This window comes from Allobosea sp. P1_A7, assembly GCF_056406775.1.
This window is the reverse complement of sequence record NZ_JBFTZN010000025.1, coordinates 1-18,142: the sequence shown is the minus strand read 5'-3', so window position 1 is coordinate 18,142 and position 18,142 is coordinate 1. Positions and strand designations below refer to the sequence as shown.

At 66.7% G+C, this 18,142-nt stretch carries 17 protein-coding genes; 4 read left to right on the top strand and 13 right to left on the bottom strand.

Annotated elements, in window-relative coordinates; translation table 11 throughout:
• Entirely contained in the window at nucleotides 1-396 is a 396-nt protein-coding gene (locus AC1D34_RS06550; protein WP_441488873.1) for a RidA family protein, read from the bottom strand.
• Nucleotides 397-591: 195 nt separating this feature from the next.
• Between AC1D34_RS06550 and gcvA the strand changes: the two genes are divergently transcribed.
• On the top strand, nucleotides 592-1,470 hold the full coding sequence (gene gcvA / locus AC1D34_RS06545; protein ID WP_476823796.1) for a transcriptional regulator GcvA: 879 nt from the start codon (nucleotides 592-594) through the stop codon (nucleotides 1,468-1,470).
• 1 nt (nucleotide 1,471) lies between these two features.
• Here the strand turns inward: gcvA and AC1D34_RS06540 are convergent, their stop codons facing one another.
• A complete protein-coding gene (locus AC1D34_RS06540; protein WP_476823795.1) occupies nucleotides 1,472-1,699 on the bottom strand; it encodes a DUF4287 domain-containing protein in 228 nt (75 codons plus the stop codon).
• 96 nt (nucleotides 1,700-1,795) lie between these two features.
• On the bottom strand, nucleotides 1,796-2,224 hold the full coding sequence (locus AC1D34_RS06535; RefSeq protein WP_441489224.1) for a nucleoside deaminase: 429 nt from the start codon (nucleotides 2,222-2,224) through the stop codon (nucleotides 1,796-1,798).
• A 103-nt stretch (nucleotides 2,225-2,327) separates the two neighbouring features.
• On the opposite strand from AC1D34_RS06535, the gene AC1D34_RS06530 reads away from it, so the two are divergent.
• Entirely contained in the window at nucleotides 2,328-4,691 is a 2,364-nt protein-coding gene (locus AC1D34_RS06530; RefSeq protein ID WP_476823794.1) for a pseudouridine synthase, read from the top strand.
• Between the two features lie 12 nt (nucleotides 4,692-4,703).
• Entirely contained in the window at nucleotides 4,704-5,264 is a 561-nt protein-coding gene (locus AC1D34_RS06525; RefSeq protein WP_476823793.1) for an RsmD family RNA methyltransferase, read from the top strand.
• Nucleotides 5,265-5,269: 5 nt separating this feature from the next.
• On the opposite strand, the gene mutL is transcribed toward AC1D34_RS06525, so the two are convergent.
• From mutL to AC1D34_RS06480, 9 genes are all read right to left on the bottom strand, one after another.
• A complete protein-coding gene (gene mutL, locus AC1D34_RS06520) occupies nucleotides 5,270-7,075 on the bottom strand; it encodes a DNA mismatch repair endonuclease MutL (RefSeq protein ID WP_476823792.1) in 1,806 nt (601 codons plus the stop codon).
• Nucleotides 7,076-7,117: 42 nt separating this feature from the next.
• Nucleotides 7,118-8,386, bottom strand: coding sequence for a glucose-6-phosphate isomerase (locus AC1D34_RS06515; RefSeq protein ID WP_476823810.1), 1,269 nt, complete (start codon nucleotides 8,384-8,386; stop codon nucleotides 7,118-7,120).
• Nucleotides 8,268-9,647, bottom strand: coding sequence for a M16 family metallopeptidase (locus tag AC1D34_RS06510; RefSeq protein WP_476823791.1), 1,380 nt, complete (start codon nucleotides 9,645-9,647; stop codon nucleotides 8,268-8,270). Before AC1D34_RS06510 ends, AC1D34_RS06515 begins: the two co-directional genes overlap by 119 nt.
• A 58-nt stretch (nucleotides 9,648-9,705) precedes the next feature.
• On the bottom strand, nucleotides 9,706-10,998 hold the full coding sequence (locus tag AC1D34_RS06505) for a M16 family metallopeptidase (protein WP_441488865.1): 1,293 nt from the start codon (nucleotides 10,996-10,998) through the stop codon (nucleotides 9,706-9,708).
• A gap of 101 nt (nucleotides 10,999-11,099) precedes the next feature.
• Nucleotides 11,100-11,759: a hypothetical protein gene (locus AC1D34_RS06500; RefSeq protein WP_441488864.1), complete on the bottom strand. Its 660-nt coding sequence runs from the start codon at nucleotides 11,757-11,759 to the stop codon at nucleotides 11,100-11,102.
• A gap of 86 nt (nucleotides 11,760-11,845) precedes the next feature.
• Nucleotides 11,846-12,334: a signal peptidase II gene (gene lspA / locus AC1D34_RS06495; protein WP_476823790.1), complete on the bottom strand. Its 489-nt coding sequence runs from the start codon at nucleotides 12,332-12,334 to the stop codon at nucleotides 11,846-11,848.
• Nucleotides 12,331-15,330: an isoleucine--tRNA ligase gene (ileS, locus tag AC1D34_RS06490; protein WP_476823789.1), complete on the bottom strand. Its 3,000-nt coding sequence runs from the start codon at nucleotides 15,328-15,330 to the stop codon at nucleotides 12,331-12,333. Before ileS ends, lspA begins: the two co-directional genes overlap by 4 nt.
• A 206-nt stretch (nucleotides 15,331-15,536) precedes the next feature.
• Complete coding sequence (locus AC1D34_RS06485; RefSeq protein ID WP_476823788.1) at nucleotides 15,537-16,520, bottom strand: bifunctional riboflavin kinase/FAD synthetase; 984 nt, start codon at nucleotides 16,518-16,520, stop codon at nucleotides 15,537-15,539.
• A 100-nt stretch (nucleotides 16,521-16,620) separates the two neighbouring features.
• Nucleotides 16,621-17,064, bottom strand: a complete 444-nt coding sequence (locus AC1D34_RS06480) for a MaoC family dehydratase (protein WP_476823787.1) — start codon at nucleotides 17,062-17,064, stop codon at nucleotides 16,621-16,623.
• Between the two features lie 254 nt (nucleotides 17,065-17,318).
• On the opposite strand from AC1D34_RS06480, the gene AC1D34_RS06475 reads away from it, so the two are divergent.
• A complete protein-coding gene (locus AC1D34_RS06475; RefSeq protein ID WP_043231142.1) occupies nucleotides 17,319-17,702 on the top strand; it encodes a response regulator in 384 nt (127 codons plus the stop codon).
• 13 nt (nucleotides 17,703-17,715) lie between these two features.
• Here AC1D34_RS06475 and AC1D34_RS06470 read toward each other — a convergent pair.
• A partial coding sequence (locus tag AC1D34_RS06470; RefSeq protein WP_476823786.1) for an HAD hydrolase-like protein occupies nucleotides 17,716-18,142 on the bottom strand: 427 nt, incomplete at its 5' end.

The following is an 18,142-nucleotide window of genomic DNA, read 5'->3' as shown; positions in this document are numbered from 1 at the left end:
TTACCGGCCCTCCCCTGGCACTGCCGCAATCGCCTCGATCTCGATCATCACCCTGGAATCGTAGAGGCCCTTGACCTCAGCGATCGTGTCGGCGGGATAAGGCGCGCTCCAGAACCTGCGGCGAAGCTCGACCACGTCCTTGAACTGAGCCTGCATGTCGGTGACGAAAATCGTCACCTTGACGACATCCTTCAGGCTGGCACCGCCCGCTTCGAGGGCACGCCGCAAATTGGAGAAGGCCTGCTCGCCCTGGGCTAGGAATCCGCCCTCCACGACCTTGCCCTCGTCATCATAGCCGGCCTGGCCCGATACGAAGAGAAGGTTGCCGACCTTGATGGCCTGCGACAACAGATACGGCTCGTAGGGGTCGGGCCGCGTGACAACTTGCTCGAACATCTTTTCATCTCATCTGTGAATGGACTGGCCGCGTCGCGAGATGAATTTCATTCATCCAATCGGTGTGCCCGTCCGGCGATGAGATGAATGTGTGCGTTCACGCCAAGGACAACAAACGCGAAATCCTCACTCGATAACTGAATCAAACTCACTCATAATCAGGCAAGTTGTGAGCTCAATCATTGGACCTCCGTGATGCGACGCCTGCCGCCCTTATCCTCGCTGCGGGCATTCGAAGCTGCGGCGCGTCATGGCAGCTTCAAACGAGCCGCCTCCGAGCTGCTGGTCACGGCCACTGCGGTCAGCCACCAGATCCGGACGCTCGAGGAGCACCTCGATGTGCGCCTGTTCGACCGCCAGACGCGGCGTGTCAGTCTGACCGAACAAGGCCGGGCGCTCTATCTCGTGCTGCGCGATGGCTTCGACGCCTTCGCCGCAGCGATCGAGCGCATTCGGTCAGAGCGGAAACGGCCGGTCATCACGATCTCGGCGACCGTAGCCTTCTCTGCGAAATGGCTGGTGCCGCGCGTCGCCGGCTTCCAGAAAGCCCACCCCGGCATCGATCTGCGGCTGCACGCATCAGACGATGTTGTCGATCTGCACTCGGGCCAGGTCGACCTGGCGATCCGATATGGCCATGGCAGCTATCCCAATCTCGACGCGCGCCAACTCATCGCAGACCGGTTCGCCCCGGTGGTCAATCCGGTGCTGGACGTCCACCAGCCCGCCGATCTCACGAAGGTGCCGCTCATCCATTTCGAATGGCGCAGCGCAGATCCCGATCATCCGACCTGGCCGATCTGGTTCGAGCGGACAGATATGCGGCCCGATGCGAAATCGGCCTTGCGCTTCACCGATGAAAGCCAGGCGATCCAGGCTGCAGTCGCCGGCCAGGGAGCGGCGCTGCTCAGCCTGGCGCTCGTGAGGGAGGAACTCGATGCAGGCCGGCTCATCCAGCCATTCGGCCCAACGCTACAGGGACTGACCTATTCCGTGGTGACCCTGCCGAGCCGCTCCAAGGAGGCGCTTGTGCACGCGGTTCGCGACTGGCTGATTGCGGAAGCAGCGCGTTAGCTCAATCACCCGGCTTCTTCTTGCCCGTGAGCAGGGCATAGATCGCCATGGCGTGGCCATGGCCGAGATCGAAATCCGCTTTCAGCCAGTCTACGACCTGCCCTGCCTTGACGCCCGGCCTGAGCCTGCCCGCTTCCGAGAGGCCCTTCGCGTCGGCAAGTGCCTGCAGCTCCTCAGGCCCCTTGCCGGTTTTCTGCTTGATGGTGTCGAGATAGGCCTGAAAGGACATTGCGTCTCACGATGTTCGTTTGTCGGGAGCGGAACCGTAGCGACGCTGGATGCATCCGCAATCCCCAGGGCGGGACAGGCGCATAATCCGCCCCCCCTAACGCCGCGCCTTGAAGAACCCGCGCAACAGATCCGCCGCCTCGCTTTCAGCGATGCCGCCATAGACATCCGGCGCATGGTGGCATGTCGGGCTGGCATAAAGCCTGACACCGTTCTCGACCGCGCCTCCCTTGGGATCGGAGGCGCCGAAATAGAGTCGCCTGATCCGGGCGAAGGAAATCGCGGCAGCGCACATCGGGCAGGGTTCGAGCGTGACGTAGAGATCGCAGCCGATCAGCCGTTCGCTGCCGATTTCTTCGCAGGCGCGCCGCAAGGCCAGCATCTCGGCGTGTGCGGTCGGATCCTTCAGCTCGAGCGTGCGGTTGCCGGCACTGGCCAGGATGGTTCCGTCCCTGACGACCACGGCTCCGACCGGCACCTCGCCCCTGGCACCTGCCGCCCGGGCCTCCGCGAGGGCGAGATCCATCCCCTCCAGCTCGGCACGCTTCGATTGCAGCATGAAACCTCTGCTTTGGCGCTCGCGAGGCATGATACGCTCTGCTACAAGCGCCGGCTGTGCAGGAGCGATGATGAGCGACGACAACAACCAGAAAAGCCGTGGTCCACGCAAGGGCGGTGGAGCTGGCGGCAAAGGCGGCGGGTTTGGCGGAGGCGACGGCAAAGGCCGTGGCCCGTCACGCGGTCGCCCACCTTCGGGCGGAGATCGCCCGCCATTCCGTGGCCGTTCGGGCGATGACAGGCCGCGCCGCGATGCCGGGAGCGAGGGCGAACGCCCCGCCCGTCGCTTCGACAGGCCCGCAGGCCAGCGTGACGGCGCACCGCGCCCGCCGCGCGAGGGCGGCGAACGGCCGTTCCGCAGCAGGACCGAGGGCGAACGCGCTCCGTTTCGTGCGCGTTCGGGAGATGATCGCCCTTCGCACAGGACATCCGAAGGCGGCGAACGCCCCGCCCGGCGCTTCGACAAGCCGGCCGGCCGACGCGACGACGCCCCGCGCCCGCCGCGCGAGGGCGGCGAAAGACCGTTCCGCAGCAGGACCGAAGGCGAACGCGCCCCGTTTCGTGGTCGCTCGGGAGATGATCGCCCTTCACACAGGACATCCGAAGGCGGCGAACGCCCCGCCCGGCGCTTCGACAAGCCGGCTGGCCGACGCGACGACGCCCCGCGCCCACCGCGCGAGGGTGGTGAAAGGCCGTTCCGAGCCCGCTCCGAGGGCGAGCGCAGCACGAGCCGTCCGCCCCGCGAAGGTGCGGCCCCCCGCGGCAGGAGCTTCGGCGACCGGGATGCTGGCGCACCGCGCTTCGACAGGCCACGCGCCGAGCGGCACGACCGTCCGCGCGGCGACGACCGGGCTCATCGTCCGCGCCGCGAGGATGCCGAGCCCCAGGCACCGGGCGCAGTCCTCCTGCCCTCGATCGAGCCGGAGCGCATCGCCAAGGTGATGGCGCGCGCCGGCGTCGCCTCGCGCCGCGATTGCGAGGCGATGATCGCCGAAGGCCGCGTCAGCGTGAACGGCAAGGTGATCGAAAGCCCGGCACTCGATGTCGGACCGAGCGACGTGATCCTCGTCGATGGCGAGCCATTGCCGGCGCGCGAGCGCACTCGGCTCTGGCTCTATCACAAGCCGCGCGGGCTGGTGACGACGAACCATGATCCCGAAGGCCGCCCGACCGTATTCGAGGCCCTGCCCGAGGACCTGCCGCGCGTTCTCTCGATCGGCCGCCTCGACATCAACACCGAGGGGTTGCTGCTGCTGACCAATGACGGCGGACTGGCACGCGTGCTCGAGCTGCCGGAAACCGGCTGGCTCCGGCGCTATCGTGTGCGCGCCTTCGGCAGCATCACGCAGGACAAGCTCGACACACTGCGCGATGGCGTCACCATCGACGGCATCAGCTACGGGCCCGTCCTGGCACGTTTCGAACGCGAGCAGGGCTCGAACACTTGGCTCGTGGTCGACCTGAGAGAGGGCAAGAACCGCGAGGTCAAGACCGTCCTCGAGCATCTCGGCCTTGCCGTGAACCGGCTGATCCGGGTCTCCTTCGGGCCGTTCCAGCTCGGCGATCTGCCGGAGGGTGAGATCGACGAGATCCGCTCCCGCGTGATCAAGGACCAGCTCGGCGAAGAGCTAATGGCCAAGGCCGGCGTCGATTTCGAGGCACCGCGCCGCGATGAGTTGCCGGCGGCGCCCAAGCGCGCGCCTGCGGGCGAGGATCGCCCGCGCCGCCGCGAGGGTGGCGAGGAGCGTGGGGCGCGCGGCAGTGGGCGTCCGGTTTCGCAGGACACCCGCAGCGAGAAGCCTTGGAAGCGCACCGTCTGGCGCGATGAGGAGGCCGAGCCGCAACGTGAGCGCCGCTCGGCCCCAAGGCGTGGCGCCGATCCGAAGGAGGCGCGGCAGGCCCGCGAGGCGACCGGCCAGATCGAACGCAAACGCGACAAGGCGATTGCCGATCCGAAGGGACGCCGCGTGCTGGTCGAGCGCGTCAGCGCGCCGGCACGAGAAGAAGCGCCCGCCCGCCCGGCTCGTGCCGAGCGTACCGGGCCGGGAGCCCGCGGAGCGCGCCCGCAGGAGCGCGGCGCGTCACCCCGCGGCCTTGGTGACCGGCCTCAGCGCCGTCCACGCGATGAGGGGGCCGGCGGACAGGATCGCAGCGACGAGCGTCCATGGCAGGAGCGCGCGCCACGCGGCGAACGCCCTGAGCGCGCCCCTCGTGAGGGACGCGAGCGACCCGCCCGACCTTTTGCCGAGCGTCAGGGCGATGACCGTCCGCGCGGTCGCAGCTTCGGCGACAGGCCAAGCGGCGGCAGACCGTCCGGCGACCGCCCGCACGGGCGCGGCGCTGGCGGCAAGCCCGGCGGCGGACGTCCCTTTGGCGGTAAGCCCGGCGGCAAGGGACCGCGTCCCGGTGGCGGCGGCCGCGGCAAGCGTGACTGAGAGTAGCGCCTGATGAGAATCGTCGGCGGCCGCTTCGGCGGCCGGCCCCTGGCCGGCCCCAAGCCGGGTATCGGCACGATCCGCCCGACCTCCGACCGGTTGCGCGAATCGCTCTTCAACGTGCTCGCCCATGCCTATGACGACGTGGTCGAGGGCGCGCGCGTGCTCGATCTCTTCGCCGGAACCGGCGCGATGGCGTTCGAAGCGCTCTCGCGCGGTGCCGGCTTTGCACTGCTGGTCGATGACGGCACCGAGGCACGCGGCCTGATCCGCGAGAACCAGATGACGCTCGAGCTCGCCGGCCTGAGCCGTATCTTCCGCCGCGATGCGACCAAGCTCGGCCCGATCGGGCCGATGGCGCCTTTCCAGCTCGTCTTTTGCGATCCGCCCTATCGCAAGAATCTTGGCGAGAAGGCGCTCATCTCGGCACGCGATGGCGGCTGGCTGGCCGCTGGTGCGCTGATCGTGCTTGAGGAAGCGGCGGGGGTCGAGATCGCCCTGCCCGGCGACTTCGAGGAGCTGGAGCGACGCGACTATGGTGAAACCCAGGTCTGGATCCTGCGGGCGCCCTGAGGGCTTCACCGCCGCCCGAACAGCTTCTCGATATCGTTCAGCTTGAGCTCGACATAGGTCGGGCGGCCATGGTTGCACTGGCCGGAATTGGGCGTGACYTCCATCTCGCGCAGGAGCGCATCCATCTCCTCGGGCCGCAGGCGCCGGCCGGCACGCACCGAGTTGTGGCAGGCCATCGTCGCCAGCACATGGTCGAGGCGCCGTTCGAGCGATCCTGAATCGCCATGCTCGGCGAGCGTATCGGCGACGTCGCGAACTAGCTTCTGCAGATTGCCGCCAGCCAACGCGCTCGGCGCCTCGCGCACCAGCACGGCACCGGATCCAAAGGATTCGATGGTCAGGCCGAGCGAAGCAAGGTCACCGGCGACAGCGATCAGGCGGTCGGCGTCGACCGGATCGAGCTCGACCACTTCCGGCAGCAGCAGAGCCTGGCGGGCAATACCCGTCCTGGCCCTCTCGGCCTTCAGCCGTTCATAGACCAACCGCTCATGCGCCGCGTGCTGGTCGACGATGACCATGCCGTCACGTGTCTGGGCGAGGATATAGGTTTCATGGACCTGCGCCCGCGCGGCGCCAAGCGGGCGGTCGAGGGCATCCTGCGCCGGCTCGGCGACATGGGCTCGCGCATCGGCCGATGGCATCACGAAACCCGTGAAATCGGCCTGCCGCGCCTCGCCGAACCCGGCCGATGGCGACGCCCAGGCAGGTGCGGACGGCAGCATTGGACGCTGCACTGACGGCTGCTGCCCGGCCCCAGAGAAGACCGCGCGGAAGGCTTCCAGCGTCCGGGCGCCACCTGTCGTCGTGGCGCGGTGCCCGGCCTCGGCCAAGGCGGCCTTCAGGCCGGATACCACGAGGCCGCGGACCAGGGCCGGATCGCGGAAGCGGACTTCGCTCTTGGCCGGATGGACGTTGACGTCGACGAAGCGCGGATCGCAGATCACATCGAGAAACAGCATCGGGTGCCGGTCGGAGGGCACCACATCGGCATAGGCGCCGCGCACCGCCGACAGCAGCAGCTTGTCCCGCACCGGCCGGCCATTGACCGCCAGATGCACGCCGGCAGAGGTCCCTCGATGGAAGGTGGGCAGCCCGGCGAAACCGGTGACCCGAATGCCCTCGCGCGCCACGTCGAGCCGCAGCGCATTCTCGGGAAAATCACGGCCGAGCGCCCGCGACAGCCGGCGCAGCAGCCCTTCCTCGCCGATCGCCTCAGCTGGCCAGTCGAAGCCGGTGACATGGTCACCTTCGAGGGAGAAGCGGATGGTCGGATGGGCGATGGCATGTCGCCGCAACATCTCGGAGACGGCCTGCGCCTCCGCCCGATCGCTCTTCAGGAACTTGAGGCGGGCCGGGGTGAAGATGAAGAGATCGCTGACCTCGATGCGCGTGCCGGGCGCAGCAGCGGCCGGACGAACCACGCCCTTCTCGCCAGCCTCGACGACGAGGCCGTGGCCCTGCGAAGCCTCGCGCCGGCGCGTGGTGATCGCAAGCCGCGCCACCGAGCCGATCGACGGCAGCGCCTCGCCGCGGAAACCGAGAGACTGGATCGCGAAGAGATCGCCATCCGGCAGCTTCGAGGTGGCATGGCGCTCGACCGACAGCGCCAGATCCTCGGGCGACATGCCGGAGCCGTCATCGACGACGCGGATCAGCTCGCGGCCGCCGGCCGCAATGGTCACGGCGATCGCGCGCGCACCGGCATCGATGGCGTTCTCGACCAACTCCTTCACGGCAGCAGCCGGCCGTTCGATCACCTCGCCGGCGGCGATGCGATCGACCAGGATAGGATCGAGACGGCGAACGGTCATGCTGAGCCCGGCAAAAGGGAGCGAGCGCGGAAACCCGAATCGTCAGCCGCGCCCTTCGGCAAGATAGCGCTTGGCGAGGAGTTTCGCCTCTTCGACCGCCGGCTGATCGAACGGATCGACGCCCATGGCGTAGCCCGTCAGGATCGTTTCCAGCATGAAGTGCATGAGGATCTCGCCATGCACCGTCTCGTCGACATGATCGACATGGAGGCGGCGCACCGCGCGGCCGTTCTTGGCGAAGGTATCGATCATGGCGACGCCCTGCGCCGCGACGAGATCGCCGATCGTCTTGCCGGCGAAACCGTCCTCGCCGATCTTCTTCGCCAGAGCAGCATCGATCCCCGGGCCCCTGCCCTTGGTGCTGAGGGTCAGAACGGTGAAGAACTTGTCCTTCGGCCCGGCGAGATAGAGCTGCTGCTGCGAATGCTGGTCGACGGGCCCGAGCGCCGCGACCGGCTGGGTGCCCTGTCCGTCCTTGCCGAGGCTCTCGGCCCAGAGCTGGACCCACCAGCGCGTCAACAGGGCGAGCTTGTCGGCATAGGGCATCAGCACTGCGATGCCCTTGCCAGAGCGCATGGCGGCGAGGTGCAGGGCCGCACCCAGCGCAGCCGGGACCTCGCGGACGCCCTTACCCGCCAGCAGGGGAGCAAGTGCCTTGGCCGCACCGTTGCGCAGGGCTTCGATATCGAGGCCGAGGATCGCGGCCGGCAGCAGACCGCAATTGGTCAGGACCGAGTAGCGCCCACCCACGCCGGTATGATGGTCGAGGAAGGGTGCATCGAACGGCTCCAGCAGGGCACGCAGCGGGTGCAGCTTGCCGGGCTTGGCCGGCTCGGAGAGCCCCTGGAAATGCCGGCCAATCTCACCATCGGGGATACCGGCGGCGCGCAGGGCGGTGATCGCCGCGATGCTCTGCAGCAGGGTTTCTCCGGTGCCGCCTGATTTGGAGATGGCCACGAACCTGGTCGACTTGAGCGGCAGTTTCGTGAGCAGGGAGGCAAATGTCTCAGGATCGAGATTGTCGATGAAATGCACGCGCGGCGTGGGCGCGAAGCTCGACAGGCCGGCAATGCCGTAGCCGGCGAGCTGGGCCAGCGTCTGGCCACCGAGGCTGGAGCCGCCCGTGCCGAGGATCAGGATATCAGTCGCGCCTTCGCGCAGGCGTTTTGCGGCAGCATGGACTGGTGCCAGATCAGCCGTATCGGCCGGCAATCCCAGCAGGGGCAGCGACTTCGCGTCTGCCTCGCCCTTCAGCCGCGCCAGCGCGGGCGCGAGAGCGGCCAGTGCCTTCTCGAAGGCAGCATCGGGGATGCCACCGGCGCGGGTCGCCGAAGAGCCGTTGCGCAACGCGCTTGATGTCGGCGAGCGTCACGGCGGCGAAGAGCTGGTTGCGCTCGGCGAGGAATTCCGGGCCGAAGCCGTTCACCGCCAGGCCCAGCAGCTCGGCAGCGATCTTCGGCGAGGTATCGAAGCGCAGGGGATATGAGCCGATGATGTAGCGCTTGGCCTCTTCGACCTCGTGCTCGGTCGGCCCCTCGGAGGCAAGCTTCATCATCTCCTCGCGAATGACGGCAAGCGACTCGGCCGCGCGGTCGTTGCGCGTCGCGGTGCCGCCGACCAGCATGGCGCTCTCGCGCAGCGGCAGCAGGCTCGACGACACGCCATAGGCAAGGCCGCGCTTCTCGCGCACTTCAAGGAACAGGCGCGAGGTGAAAGCGGAGCCACCCAGGATATGGTTCAACACGCTGGCGGTGATAAAATCCGGATCGCGGCGCATCAGGCCCGGACCGACGAAGCGCAGCACGGTCTGCGGCACATCGAGATCGATGACATGCGTCTCGCCAAGCCCCTGCACGGGAACGGGGTCGGTCGGGACCGGTCGAGCTGTGCCGATCGGGAGCGCGGCAAAGAGCTGATCGAGCCGCTGCGCCAGTTCTTCCGCCGTGATGTCACCGACCACGACGATCTTGAGGCCGGCGCGGGTCAGCAACTCGCGCGAGAGCGACTTCAATCCCGCGGGCTTCGTGCGCGAGACGCTGTCGATATCGCCCTTCTCCGGACGGCCATAGGCGTGGCCAGGATAGGCCGCCGCATAGAGAGCATTGCGGCAGAGCGTCTCCGGATTCTGCGCCTGACGCTGCAGGCCAGCGACGACCTGCGACTTCACGCGCTCCACGGCATCAGCATCGAAGCGCGGCGCGTTCAGCGCCAGGGCCAGCAGCGAGAACGCCTCGTCGCGATGGCGCGACAGGGTCTGCAAATGGCCGTGGAAATCGTCGCGACGGGCGTCGAAGCCCAAGCTGATGGCGTGGTCGGCAAGCTGGCCGTGGAATGCTTCCGCGTCGAGATCGCCAGCCCCCTCATCGAGCAGACCCGAGACGAGGTAGGCGCTGCCGGCAGCATTGGCGGGGTCGCGTGTCGCACCACCGTCGAAGGCGAAATCGATCGCGATCAACGGCAGGCTGTGCTCCTCGACCAGCCAGGCCTCGATACCGGAGGTCGAGCGGACCTGCTGGACCGCCACCGAGGGGCCGGCAAGCGTGGAACCCGGGGTGGGGATGGGCGCGTTCATGTCGCTTCCTGACGGTGGGACGATGTCATCCCACCCGCATGAGAAAGGGGGCGCGGACTCAAGCTGCCGGCAAGAGCAGCCCGGTGACCGAACGGTCGGGCCGCAGATAGCGGCGCGCGGCCTCGATGACGGCCTCGCGTGTCACGGCTTCGATCCGTTCCGGCCAGGCCAGGACGTCCTCGACGGTTTCGCCGACGGCCAGCGAGGCACCGAAGATACGAGCGAGCGAAGATTGGCTGTCCCGGGCGAAGATGGTCTCCGCCACCAGCCGCGTGCGAGCGCGGCTCAACTCGATCTCGCTCGGCCCATCGGCAAGGAAGGTCGCGAGCGCCGCATCCAGGCCAGCTTCGAGCGCAGCCATGTCGATGCCCGGGCGTGGGCTGGTCGACATCTGAAAGGCAGCACGATCGACCATCGAGCCCATGAAATAGGCGCTGGCACCGGCTGCGAGTTCCTGCTCGACGCAAAGCTGGCGATAGAGCCGCGACGTGGTGCCGCCGCCGAGGATATCGGCCACCAGTTCGAGTGCGAATGCCTCGCTGCGATCGCCGCTGAGATAGGTCGGCGTGAGCCAGCCCCGCCGCAGGGACGGCTGGCGCACACGCGGATCGCTGAGCGAGACCCGGCGCGCCGCGCGCGGAGCGGGCTCGGCCGGGCGCTTGCGCACCGGGGCCTGTCCGCGTGGCGCGATCTGGCCATAGGTCGCCTCGGCAAGCGTGCGCACCTCGTCGAGATCGGTATCGCCGGCGACGACCAGGATCGCGTTCTCCGGCGTGTAGAAGCGCTGATAGTAGGTGAAGGCGTCGTCGCGCGTCAGGCCCTCGATCTCGTGCTCCCAGCCGATGATCGGCGTGCCATAGGGATGATGCACGAAGAGCGCGGAGGAGAACTCCTCCCCCAGTTGTGCAGCCGGGTCGGCATCGACGCGCATGCGTCGCTCTTCGAGCACGACATCGCGCTCGGGCGCGACCACGCTCTCATCGAAGGCGAGCCCGGTCATCCGGTCCGCCTCGTAGTCCATCATGGCGCGCAGATGTTCCTTCGGCACGCGCTGGAAATAGGCGGTGTAATCGAAGGAGGTGAAGGCGTTCTCCTGGCCGCCATAGCCCGCGACGATCTTGGAGAACTCGCCGGCCGGCCAGCGCGCCGTGCCCTTGAACATCAGGTGCTCGAGGAAATGCGCGATGCCGGACTTGCCGGCCGGATCATCGGCCGAGCCGTTGCGGTACCAGACCATATGGGTGACGACCGGCGCGCGCCTGTCCGGCACGACCACGACGTCAAGCCCGTTGGCGAGCCTGAAGGCTTCGACTGGAACCGACAAGCGTGCAGTCGGAGTATGAACCGTCATTTCAGGGTGGCACCTTCGCGGCAGGAGTGACCTTCGATATAGGCGCGATTACGCGCCGCGCCAGCGCGCGGCGCTCGCCATCACGGTTTTTCAGCGAAGGGTCAGGGCGTGCTCGGCGACGGCAGACCCTGCACGAATTCCTTCTGGCCCGTGCTGTTGGTGTCTTCACGCGGCCCGCCCCGACCGGGTCCGAGCGGCGCCGTACCAGCCGGCTTGCGGTAGCCGGTCGGCGGATCGCTCAGCAAGCGGCGCTGCGGCTCCTGGCCATGAACCAGGTTCGAGGTATCGGTGGCAGCCTGGCGCGCCGCCAATTCACGACCGGCACGGATCGGACCGATATTCTCCTCGAAGGTCTTGCTCTGGGTCTCCGGTGGTGCCTGAACCTGTCCGCCGGTCACGCGACCGCGACGCAGTTCCTGCTGGCTGAGCAGCGGGGTCTGGTTCAGCTTGTATTTCTCGCGCTCGGTCGCCGGAATCAGAGCGTCCTTGGCGTCCGCACGGCGGGCTGCAACATCGGGATCATTCGGCCATGCAGCCGTACGCTGCGAGGCCGGATCTTGCGGACGCGGCAAGGCGGAAGACGGCGGCACCACCAGCGGCGGGCGCTGGCGATACTCGATATCGGGCCCCTCCCCCGGCATCAGTCCAAAGGTCCGCATGGCGTTCTGGAAAAACATGCCTTCCTGAGCCGAGGCGGGAAGCGCGGCCGCGATCATGCTCCCAGCGAGCAGGATGCGGATTGCGCGAGCGCGATTGGCCATCTCAAAACCTCCGTGAAGGAACCTGCGTTCCTGTCCGTGTTTCGCCGTGTTGCACCAAGGGAAGGGCAAAAGCATGGCGACGCGCCTCAAGCCTGTGCAGACTTTGAGGCGTCAGGGCGGAAGGACTCATACAGGAGACCGAGCACACCGACAACGATAGCCGCATCGGCAATGTTGAAGATGTACCAACTGAAGCTGCCATAATGCAGGTGAACGAAGTCGACGACGGCACCGTACACAGCCCGGTCGACGCCGTTACCAAGCGCGCCGCCGACGATGAGTGCGAGACTTGCGACCGTCAGCCGGTCCGTTGCCCGCCACATMCAGCGGCTAAGCCAGATCGCCGCGACGACGGAAAGCAGCACCAGCAGCCAGGGCCCGAGGTTCCCCTCCTGCTGGAACAGCCCATAGGAAATGCCGCGGTTCCAGGCCAGCACGATGGTCATGAAGGACGTTAGGTCATAGGGACCGGTTTCWCCCAGGTGCAAACCGAAGACCAGCCAGAGCTTCAACGCCTGGTCCAGCACGAAGACCAGCGCGACGATCCAGATCCCGAAGCGGCGCAGCGACGTCATCGCCCGGCCGCCTTGCCGAGCTCCCGCAAGGCCCTGGCGTCGCGCGGAGTGACATCGGGATGGTCGCGCTCGGCGGTCGCTGGATCGAAATACTTCCAGGAGCGAGCGCATTTCACGCCGCTGGCCCGGACCGGGACGACCGCGACGCCGGGCACCTCCGGAAGCCGGAAGCCATCCTCGGGCCCTTCGCCCGCAACAATCTTGACACCCGACGTGATGCAGATCTCGGCGAGATCGACCCCCGACAGCGCCGCCAGCAGGTCGGGATCGGCGATGTGAACCTCCGGCGCGGCTTCGAGCGACGAGCCGATGCGCTTGGCCGCTCGTTCCAGTTCGAGTGCCCCGGTGACGACACGCCGAACGCGGCGGATCTTGCTCCAGCGCTCGGCCAGCTCCGGATCGAGCCAGCTCTGCGGAGCCTCGGCAAAGGCTTCGAGATGCACGGAGCCACCCAGCGTCTTCAGCTCCGGATAGCGCTCGAGCCAGGCTTCCTCGGTGGTGAAGACCAGGATCGGCGCCAGCCAGGTTGCGAGACAGCGCAGGAGATGGTCGACCACTGTCAGCGCACTCTTGCGGACATGGCTCGATAGCGGGTCGCAATAGAGCGCGTCCTTGCGGACGTCGAAATAGAAGGCGGACAGCTCCGTGTTCATGAACTGCGAGAGCRGCGTCACGACCCGCTTGTAATCATAGGTCCGATAGGCCTCCTCGACCTGCGGCCCGAGCTCCGCAAGGCGGTGCAGCATCAACCGCTCGAGCTCGGGCATCGACGCCGGYGAGGCGACGCGGATGTCCTCGCTGAAATGCGCGAGCGTGCCGAGCATCCAGCGCATGGTGTTGCGCAGCTTGCGGTAGGTCTCGACGAAGGTCTTGAGGATTTCCTTGCCGATGCGCAAATCGTCGGAATAGTCCGCCGCCGCGACCCAGAGGCGCAGGATGTCGGCGCCGGATTCCTTGATGACGTCCTGCGGTGCCGTGACATTGCCCTTCGACTTCGACATCTTCTCGCCCTTCTCGTCGAGACAGAAGCCGTGGGTCAGCACGATGTCATAGGGCGCCCGGCCGCGCGTGCCGCAGCTTTCGAGCAGGCTCGAATGGAACCAGCCGCGGTGCTGGTCAGACCCTTCCAGATACATCACCCGGTCATTGCCGCCCTCGCCGCGCCGGCGGGCCCGCAGGTCCGGACGCTTCTCCAGCGTGAAGGCGTGGGTCGAGCCTGAATCAAACCAGACATCGAGCACGTCTGTGACGCGCTCATACTTCTGCGGATCGTAGCCGAAGGGCTTCAGGAAGCGCGCTCCGTCGACATCGGTGAACCAGGCATCGGCCCCCTCGATCTCAAAGGCATCGGCGATGGCAGCGTTGACCCTCGGATCGACGAGGATCGTGCCGCTGTCCTTCTCGACGAAGACGGTGATTGGCACGCCCCAGGCGCGCTGGCGCGAGACAACCCAGTCAGGACGGTTGGCGATCATGCCGGTGATGCGGTTCTCGCCGGCCGCCGGAACCCATTCGGTTTCCTTGATCGCCCTGAGCGCGCGGTTGCGCAACGTATCGACATTTCCGCCCGGCGTGGACGGAACATCGGGACCGCCCAGCGCTTCGCCGAGCGGCTTGTCCATGGCGATGAACCATTGCGGCGTGTTACGGAAGATGACCGGCTTCTTCGAGCGCCAGCTATGCGGGTACTGATGCTTCAACCGGCCGCGCGCGATGATGGTGCCGCTCGCCGCCAGCGCCTTGATCACGGCGTCGTTGGCGTCGCCCTTCTCGCCCTTGTCGGTGATGACCTGCCGGCCCTCGAAGCCCGGCGCATCCTTGGTGAAGCGACCATCGGCATCCACGGTGTAGGGGATATGCGTATCGATTCCGCGCTCGGCGAGCTTGCGGCCACTCGCCATCCAGATATCGAAATCCTCGCGACCATGGCCGGGAGCGGTGTGGACGAAGCCCGTACCGGCATCGTCGGTGACATGGTCACCGTCGAGCAACGGCACATCGAAATCGTAGCCGTGGCCGCGCAGCGGATGGGCGGCGGTCAGGCCATTCAGCTCGGCGGCATCGACATCGCGCACCAGTTCGAAGGCGTCGACCTTGGCCGCCTTGAACACGCTCTCGGCGAGAGCCTTCGCCAGCACATAGGTCGCGCCGACCTTCGCCCAGTTGCCCTCGGCCGCCGCGGTCACCCGATAGAGCCCATAGGCGATCTTGTGGTGGAAGGAGATCGCCCTGTTGCCTGGGATCGTCCAGGGGGTCGTCGTCCAGATCACGACCGAGGCGCCGGCCAGAGCATCCGCTCCCGACGCGACGGGAAAGGCCACGAACACCGTATCGCTCGTATGCTCCTCGTACTCGACCTCCGCCTCGGCCAGCGCGGTCTTCTCGACCACCGACCACATCACCGGCTTGGAGCCGCGATAGAGCTGGCCCGTTTCGGCGAACTTCATGATCTCGCGGGCGATCTGCGCCTCGGCCGGGAACGCCATGGTCAGGTAGGGATCGGCCCAGTCGCCCTCGACACCGAGGCGTTTGAACTCCTCGCGCTGAACGTTGACCCAGTGCTCGGCAAAGGCACGGCATTCCTTGCGGAATTCAACGACCGGCACATCGTCCTTGTTCAGGCCCTTGGCCCGGTATTGCTCCTCGATCTTCCACTCGATCGGCAGGCCGTGACAATCCCAGCCCGGGACATAGTTGGCATCATGGCCGAGCATCTGCTGCGAGCGGACGACGAGGTCCTTCAGCACCTTGTTGAGCGCATGGCCGATATGGAGATGGCCGTTCGCATAGGGCGGGCCATCATGCAGGATGAACCGGTCGCGGCCCTTCGCGCTCTCGCGCAGCTTGCGATAGAGCTCGATCGTCTGCCAGCGGGCGAGCAGTTCCGGCTCGCGTTGCGGCAAGCCGGCGCGCATCGGGAATTCGGTCTGAGGCAGGAACAGCGTCTGCGAATAATCAACGCTTTTCGATGGGGCGGAATTGGATTGGTCGTTCATGATCCGGCTCGGGCAGCTGGACTGGCGGGCCATGCATGGCTGGCGCGTCACCGGTCCTTAAGGACAAGGGAAAGCGGCGGTCATCCCGGCTTGCGCGGACGCCTGCGATCAGCGCAGGGCAGCGTCAGCCGGGCCCGTAATTCGCCGGAGCAATTCTATGATCTGGGCGCAATGAGCGAGCATGAACGGCTTCTAACAGGGGCAGGTTAAGGAAGGAAGGGCGGTGTTTGCGCCAGAATGGCGCGGGCCCGGGCACTGTCCTTGTCCATCTGCATGATGAGGGCTTCGAGCGAGTCGAATTTTTCCTCGCCCCGCAGCCAGGCGATCAGTGCGACATCGACGATCTTGCCATAGAGATCGCCTGCGAAATCGAAGAGGAAGGTCTCGAGCCGCGGCGCACCGTCATCGAAGGTCGGGCGACTGCCGAAGCTCGCCACGCCGTCGCGCCAGATGCCGTCGACCTTCATCCTGACGGCATAGATGCCGAATTTCAGGCGGCAATCACGGGCGAGATGCATGTTGGCGGTGGGGTAACCGAGGTCACGCCCACGCTTGTCGCCATKGGCGATCTCGCCGCGCACGAACCAGGGCCGCCCAAGGAACGCCGCTGCGCGGCCGACATCTCCGGCTTCCAGCGCGGTGCGGATCAAGGTCGAGGAGACCGGCTCCCCCGCCCAGGAATAGGGCGGGACCACCGTGACCAGGACACCGCGCGCGCCCGCCCTCGCCTGCAGCATCTCGGGCGAGCCGGCGCGGCCCTTGCCGAAATGGAAGTCGTAGCCGCAGACGAGCCCCCCGACGCCGAGCCGCTCGAGCAGCAGGTCATCGACGAAACTCTCGGCGCTCACGGCCGCAATGGCGCGATCGAAGGGCAACACGAAGCTTCGCTTCAGCCCGGCCTGGGCGAGCAGCTCCCCCTTGACGTCGGGCGGCGTCAGCCGAAAGACCGGCTGCTCGGGGCTGAAGACCGATCGGGGATGCGGCTCGAAGGTGAAAGCGGCAGCCTCGCGGCCCTGCTTGGCCGCCATGGCGACCGCGACATGAGCGAGTTCGGCATGGCCGCGATGGACACCGTCGAAATTGCCCAGCGCCAGCACCGCTCCGCGCAAGCTGTCCGGAACCGGGCTGTCGCCATCGAGGACGAAAACATGAGGCCGGCCTGAAGAAGGCGCGGCGGCAGGACGGGTCATGGCACGAAGGGTTCCGCCTCGGCGGGGCACGCCCGCGCGCGGCAGTCAATGGCGGTTCAGGCCAGCAGCGTCAAGGACACCGGACGCAAGCCCCCCTGCTTCAGGCCTTTGGCTTTGCCGGCGGCAAGGCGACCCAGGCCTCTCCCTCGAGCACGGCCTTGCCGTCGACGACACAGTCGCAGAACAGGCGCGCGCGCCGACGCTCGGCAACGAGTTCGACCACTTCGACCCGCGCCGTGACGACATCGCCGATCTTGACTGGAGCGAGGAACGTAAGCGTCTGCGACAGGTAGACGGCGCCCGGCCCTGGCAATTTCGTGCCGAGCAGCGCGGACACGAGACTCGCGGTCAGCATCCCGTGCGCAATGCGCTGGCCGAACTTCGTGCCCGCCGCGTAGCGCTCGCAAAGATGGATCGGATWGGCGTCCCCCGAGAGATCGGCGAAGAGCGAGACATCCCGCTCCATCACCGTGCGCATCAGGCTTTCGCTTTGGCCGATCGCGAGGTCTTCGAAAGCATGAACCTGATAGGAGACTGCGTTCATTGGTCCGGCTGCCGATGCAATTTCTATGTGCCGCCCTTGTTGCGGCGCAACATAGAATGCCACAGCCCCGGCGCCTCGGCCATGCGACTTTGGTGCCGCCGCCGGAGCGATGCTTCCCCTACGTCAGTTTTCGTTCAAATTAACCGCTTCGAAACGCCAGTGCCCTATCACTCCCGGCATGGTCGCCACTCACTGAAGGCGGTCCGCGCGCGGGTATTGCCCCGCGCTGCAGTCGTTACGCTTGGAGCACCAGAATGGCTCTCGATCCGTCCATGCCCATCCTCGTGGTCGACGACTACCAGACGATGGTCCGGATCATTCGGAACCTGCTCAAGCAGCTCGGATTCGAGAATGTCGACGATGCGTCGGACGGCTCGACCGCCATCGCCAAGATGCGCGACAAGAAATACGGCCTCGTCATCTCCGACTGGAACATGGAGCCGATGACCGGCTTCGAGCTGCTCCAGCGCGTGCGCGAGGAAGATGCCCTCGCGACGACGCCGTTCATCATGGTCACGGCCGAATCCAAGACCGAGAACGTCATCGCCGCCAAGAAGGCCGGCGTGAACAACTATATCGTCAAGCCGTTCAACGCCCAGACCCTGAAGGTCAAGATGGAAGCGGTCTGCCACGCCTGAGCGTGGCCGAACGTCACCAGACGAGTTGCGGAATCGCGTAATCCGGGCGGGCATGCTGCCCTGCGAACCAGCCGTGGCGCTCTTCCCACGATTTCTCGACAAGATCCTGGGCGTGAATGCCCGCCAGCACCATGACGCTCGCCGCGCCGAAGGCGTTCGCCCCGGCGATGTCGGTTCGAATGGCATCACCAATTGCGCAAATCCGGTCTGGCGGAACGGGCTTGCCACGCCGCGCTTCGGCGATATGCAGCGCCATTTCGTAGATCGGGCGATGCGGCTTGCCGGCATAGATCACCGTGCCGCCGATCTGCTCGTAAGCCAGCGCGAGCGAGCCGGCGCAGGGCACGATCTTGCCACCGCGATCGACCACCAGATCGGGATTGGCGCAGATCATCACGAGATCGCGTGCGACGAGATCGGCAAAGAGGCCGGCATAGGTC